The sequence below is a fragment of the Pseudomonas sp. Sample_9 genome, from assembly GCF_004307535.1.
GTDB lineage: Bacteria > Pseudomonadota > Gammaproteobacteria > Pseudomonadales > Pseudomonadaceae > Aquipseudomonas > Aquipseudomonas mercuritolerans.
The window spans coordinates 1-4,248 of sequence record NZ_RAZO01000009.1; the positions used below are offsets into that span (position 1 = coordinate 1).

The window sequence follows — 4,248 nt, forward strand, 5'->3', positions numbered from 1 at the left end:
CGCGCCTTCAGCTCTTCCAGCCGCGCTTCAACCGCATGGGTACGCAAGGTCAGGCCGCAATCGTTGGCGATCTGGATGTTCAGCCCCGGCCGCGCATTCAGTTCGAGAATCAACGGACCCTTTTCCTGATCGAGCACCATGTCCACACCGATATAACCCAGCCCGCACAGCTCATAGCAGCCGGCGGCGAGTTTCATGAAACCGTCCCAGTAGGGCAGTTGCACGCCATCCACCGCGTTGGTGGTGTCGGGGTGTTTGGTGATGATGTTGTTCAGCCAGGTGCCGCGCAGCGTAAGGCCGGTGGCGAGATCGACTCCGACGCCAATGGCGCCCTGGTGCAGGTTGGCCTTGCCGCCGGACTGACGGGTCGGCAGACGCAACATCGCCATCACCGGGTAACCCATCAGCACGATGATGCGGATGTCCGGCACGCCTTCGTAACTGATGCTCTTGAATATCTGGTCCGGGGTCACACGGTATTCGATCAGCGCGCGGTCGCGGTGGCCGCCCAGCGAGTACAGGCCGGTGAGGATGCTGGAGATGTGATGCTCCAGCTCTTCGTGGGCGAGGATCTTGCCCGACACCGTGCGATAACGGCCTTCGAAGCGGTCGGCGATGACGATGATGCCATCGCCACCCGCGCCCTGCGCCGGTTTGATCACGAAGTCGCTGCGCCCGCCGATGATCTCGTCGAGCTTGTCGATTTCCTTCTCGGTGGAGATCACCCCGTACAGCTCCGGCACGTGAATGCCGGCGGCAATGGCGCGTTCCTTGGTAAGGATCTTGTCATCGACGATCGGGTACAGGCTGCGCTTGTTGTACTTGAGCACGTAGTCCGCGTTGCGGCGGTTGATGCCCATGATGCCGCGCGCCTCGAGGGCCTTCCAGGTCTTCCAGAAACCGAACATCAGGCGTCAGCCTTCTTCAGGAAGGCCTTGAAACGCACCAATTCGGTCAAGCGGTAGCCGCGATAGCGACCCATCGCCAGCATGAAACCGACCAGAATCAGCAGGATCGCCGGGAAGGTAAACACGAAGTACACCAGCTCCGGCACGGTCATGATCAGGTGCGCCAGGGAGGCGGCGAACAGCGTGCCGATGGCGACTTTCAGCGCATGGTTGGCGCCGCGTTCTTCCCAGGTGATCGACAGACGTTCGATGGTCATGGTCAGAATCACCATCGGGAACAGCGCCACCGACAAGCCACGCTCAAGGCCAAGCTTGTGGCTGAACAGACTGATTGCCGCAATCAACACCACCACGAACGTCAGCACCACCGACAGGCGCGGCAGCATTTGCAGCTTCAGATGTTCGAGATACGAGCGCAGCGACAGGCCCAGCGCGGTGATCACTGTGAACAGCAGAATGCCGAAGCCCAGCTGCGTTTCGCGGAAGGCGAGGGCGATCAGCACCGGGGTAAATGTGCCCAGCGTTTGCAGGCCGATCAGGTTGCGCAGGATCAAAATCACCAGCACGCCGATCGGGATCATCACCATGATCATGAAGGTCTGCTGGGTTTGCAGCGGCAAGCCGTACAGCGAGTAATCGAGGAAGTTGGCGTCAGTGTTTTCGTCGGTCAGCTTGGCCAGACGAATCGCGTTCATCTCGCTGTTGTTCAAGCTGAAGGTCACGTTGGCTTTCTTGCCACCGTCGACGGTAATCAGGTTTTCGTCGCCGGTCCACCACAGCAGGCGGTCGGTCGGCAGGCCTTGCTCACCGGTTTCCGGGTTGAAGTACAGCCAGTCGTTGCCGTTGAAGCTGCGCAGCCACAGTTCGGGTGTCTGTGGCTGATCGGCGACGAGGCGGATGGTGTGGACTTTTTCCACCGGGACGTGGGCGATGGACAGCAGCAGTTCGACGATCTTGGCTTTGTGCGAAGTCGACGGATCGCCGGCCAGCAGCAATTTGACGTTATCGTCGTTGACATTGTTGACGCGCTTGATCGCCTCGCCAATAAAGGTTTCGACGTCGGCCGAGTGTTGGCGGATCGGCGCGAGCAGGGCTTCGGCGGCGATTTTTTCCGGGCCTTCGATGACCATGCTGTCACGGAAGGTCGGGCCTTTGACCTTGGATTTTTCCGCGGTGTAGCGCTTGGTCAGCACCAGACGGTAATACAGCGTCTGGTTGCCCTTGGCGCGACGGGCCGACCAGGTCACCTTGCGGTTGCCGTCGATGCGGTTCACCGCTACGCCGTAGTTATTGGAGATGAAGCTTTCGTTGAGGCTCACGTAATCGCGGCTCAACGGCGGCACGAACATCTGGATCTTCACTGGATCCTTGGTGCTGGCGACGAACTCGACCTTGGCGTCGATGTTCCACAAATCGTCGGTAGCGTCTTCGGTCACCGGGATGCCGAGCACGAAAATCTGATAGGCCGTAACCGAAACGCCCAGCAGCACCAGCACGGCGATCAGGATTTTCAGGTGGAAGGTTAGAGAACGCATGGAAATTACTCGGCGGTGTGAGCGGCGATGGTGCAGGCAGGTTTGCCGGCAGCGTATTTAAGACTGGGGTCGACCAGCGCGTCGAAGCGTTTCAGCGCCTCGGAGCCGATCAAAAGCGGGTATTGGAACGCACTTCGGTCGGTGAGGTTCACTTCGATGCTGCGCAATGCCGAACCCATGCAGATATCCAGCTCGATCACCGGACGGGCGGTGTACTGCTTGCCTTCTTCCGGATCGTAGTCGCCGGCACGGCGCTTGATCTTGCTGACCCGCGCCAGCGGCCGTTCGATGGGGTGCGAATGCGCGGTGTCGATGGCCAGGTAGAAACGTACCCAGGATTCACCGTTGCGTTTGAAGCGTTTGATGTCGCGGGCGCTCAGCGAGGCGGTTTTCGCCCCGGTGTCGAGTTTGGCCGCGACTTCGAGATTGATGCCGTCAAGCGAAGCGTATTCGTTGAGGCCGTACACGGTTTTTTCCCCCGCGGCGGCGAGGCCGGGCAGGCAAAACAGAGCAAAAAAGGTGGGGAAAGGCTTGAGTCTCATAAATCCTGGTGCGCAGCGTTCCGTTATCGGTTCAGGTGCCCGCACAACCGTGCGCAAGCCCCTGCGTGTGCCTGGCAGCTTTTTATGGCAAGCCGTACTAAAGACCCGCAAATGCGGGCGGCATTCTAGCACGGTGGTTTTATGGCGCCAGCGCTTGCGCCGACCCATGAGCTGCAAGGGATGCCACTCTTGTGGGAGCGAGCCTGCTCGCGAAAGCGCTGTGTCATTCGATGCAGAAACCGACTGACCTGCCGCCTTCGCGAGCAGGCTCGCTCCCACATTAATAGATGAACGATTGGCTGCGCTTATTAGACGATTGTCGACAATACCTATTTATCCTTTGACTGATGCGGTCTTATTGGCTAGTTTTTGCCGCATTGGATTTGAAGGTGTCGACAATCATGCTGGATCAACTCGATCCCCCGGTCATCAATGGCGACGATTCCGAGACGCTGTCGGAAAACGTCTTCCGCCGTATCCAGGCGGCTATCGTCAAAGGCGAGATCGCCCCGGGCAGCAAGATCTCCGAGCCGGAACTGGCGCGTACTTATGGCATCAGTCGGGGGCCGCTGCGTGAGGCGATCCATCGTCTGGAAGGGCAGCGCCTGCTGGTGCGCGTGCCGCACGTCGGTGCGCGGGTGGTCTCGCTCAGCCATGCCGAATTGATCGAACTCTACGAAATCCGTGAATCTCTCGAAGGCATGGCCTGCCGCCTCGCTGCCGAGCGCATGAGCGTCGCGGAAATCGACGAACTGCGCCGGGTGCTGGAAACCCACGAGCGCGATGCGGCGTTTCAGGCCGGCGTCGGTTACTACCAGCAGGAAGGCGATTTCGACTTTCATTACCGGATCATCCAGGGCAGCGGCAATCGCACGCTGACGCAGATGCTCTGCGGCGAGCTGTATCAACTGGTGCGCATGTACCGCATCCAGTTTTCCACCACGCCGAACCGCCCGCACCAGGCCTTCGCCGAACACCACCGCATTCTCGATGCCATCGCCGACCGTGACGGCGAGCTCGCGGAATTGTTGATGCGCCGCCACATTGGCGCCTCGAAACGCAACATCGCCCGTCACTACGAGGACGGCGCCCACAACAAGACAGCCACTGAACGAGGTGATGCATGACTTCCAACCTGAACACGCCGGGCCAGCGCTTCCGCGATGCGGTCGCCAGCGAGCATCCTTTGCAAGTGGTCGGCGCGATCAACGCCAACCACGCGCTGCTGGCCAAGCGCGCCGGTTTCAAGGCGATCTACCTGTC

General features: G+C 60.1%; 4 protein-coding genes and 1 pseudogene. 2 read left to right on the plus strand and 3 right to left on the minus strand.

Annotation, left to right across the window (positions count from 1 at the left end):
* The 3 genes from D6877_RS00745 to D6877_RS00755 form a co-directional block, all read right to left on the minus strand.
* On the minus strand, positions 1-908 hold a 908-nt coding region (locus D6877_RS00745; RefSeq protein WP_130909542.1), incomplete at its 3' end, for an alpha-L-glutamate ligase-like protein.
* On the minus strand, positions 908-2,443 hold the full coding sequence (locus D6877_RS00750; RefSeq protein WP_016773818.1) for an inactive transglutaminase family protein: 1,536 nt from the start codon (positions 2,441-2,443) through the stop codon (positions 908-910). The genes D6877_RS00745 and D6877_RS00750, both read right to left, overlap by 1 nt.
* 5 nt (positions 2,444-2,448) lie before the next feature.
* Positions 2,449-2,985, minus strand: a complete 537-nt coding sequence (locus D6877_RS00755; RefSeq protein ID WP_041479149.1) for an ATP-dependent zinc protease — start codon at positions 2,983-2,985, stop codon at positions 2,449-2,451.
* 404 nt (positions 2,986-3,389) lie between these two features.
* On the opposite strand from D6877_RS00755, the gene D6877_RS00760 reads away from it, so the two are divergent.
* Together D6877_RS00760 and prpB are read left to right on the plus strand one after the other, a co-directional pair.
* A complete protein-coding gene (locus tag D6877_RS00760) occupies positions 3,390-4,112 on the plus strand; it encodes a GntR family transcriptional regulator (RefSeq protein ID WP_178083610.1) in 723 nt (240 codons plus the stop codon).
* A pseudogene (prpB, locus tag D6877_RS00765) lies at positions 4,109-4,248 on the plus strand (methylisocitrate lyase); the annotation flags it as partial. The gene D6877_RS00760 and the pseudogene prpB, both read left to right, overlap by 4 nt.